Consider the following 1276-nt stretch of genomic DNA (forward strand, 5'->3'; position numbering starts at 1 on the left):
GGGTTTCGCGTGGGGGCTGGTGGGGCCAGGGAGTAGTAGGTCGCGCCGGTGGGGGTGGTGTAGTCGGCGCGGTGGGTGCCGTCATGGTCGGTGGTGGTGACGGTCCAACCGGGGGCGTTTTTGGCGTAGTTGCAGGTTTCACAGGTGCCCAGGCCGTTGCGCGCGCTGGTGGGCCCACCGGCGCGGTCGGGGGTGGCAGCCTGAATGGTCCATGTCGTGGTGGCGGATCGGGGCGTCGCAGAAGGGGGTGCGGCAGGTGCGGTCGCGCACGTCGATGAACCGGGCCAGCCCGGGCGGGAAGAACCGGGCCCGGGATTCCATCGCGACCAGCTGTCCGGAGGTGGGGTGGCGATACAGGCGGCGCAGGGTGGCTTGCGCGTCGGTTTGGGCGGCGGTCGCGGCGTCGGCGAGCAGATGACGGGCCACCGCCGCGGGTATCGGCCCGTAGCCCTGCACCCAGGCGGGGCTGGTGTCGGCGCCGAACAGGGTGGTATCGGCCATGACCAGGTTCAGCGCCACCGACACCGGCGCGGCCGCGGAGGCGCCGGTGATGCGTTCGTAGAGGGTGTCGGCCATCACCTGCCCGCGCGAACGCCCATCACAGGTCACGTCGGCCTGGCGTTTCAACGCGGCATACACCCCGACGCCCTGGGCCACGGGCAGCAGCGCGGTGACATAGACCATCGCATCAGGGGCCGGGCGGGTCCACACCGCCCGATCCGCCGGAGCCTTGCGGGCCCGCCCCACGACCGCGGCGGCATCCAACCGGGCGGCGATCGTCGCGGCTTCGGCGGCCACACGCTTATTTCCCCACCCGGTCAGCCGGGTCAGGTCGGCGCACAACTCGGCGTCCAACTCACCGCGGTGCTCGACACTCAAACAAGCCGACTCGCGCACGATCAGGGTGGCCCGCCACTCCGAGAGCGCCCCGGCCTGCAGCGCGGCCAGGGTATGGGGCATCTCATGGGCCAGGGCCCGCGCGAACCCGAGGTGACGGGCCCCGCATACCGGGGCATCGCGCCGCGCCAGCGCGACCTCGCCGGCCAGCCCCTGCCCCCGCCGCACGGCCGGAATCCCGGCCGCCTTCTCGGCCGCCTCCCGCTTGGCCGCCCACAACGCGGTCGCGCGGGCCTGCGCGGCGGCCGCAGCCGATTTCAGGTGCTCGCAGCGCTCCACCACGGCGCGCAACTCAGCCTCCGACGCGACCGCATCCACATCGAACACACTTTCGAACACGAAACCGACGCTACACCCCGCCACCGACATTTAGCTTTGG

Annotated in this window: 1 pseudogene; it reads right to left on the reverse strand. The window is 72.3% G+C overall.

The features are described 5' to 3' along the window. Positions 1-1236 (reverse strand): annotated as a pseudogene (locus J3476_RS27665) (HNH endonuclease); the annotation flags it as partial. Between the last annotated feature and the right edge of the window lie 40 nt (positions 1237-1276).

The sequence above is a fragment of the Mycobacterium sp. PO1 genome (genome assembly GCF_017312405.1).
Taxonomy (GTDB): Bacteria; Actinomycetota; Actinomycetes; order Mycobacteriales; family Mycobacteriaceae; genus Mycobacterium.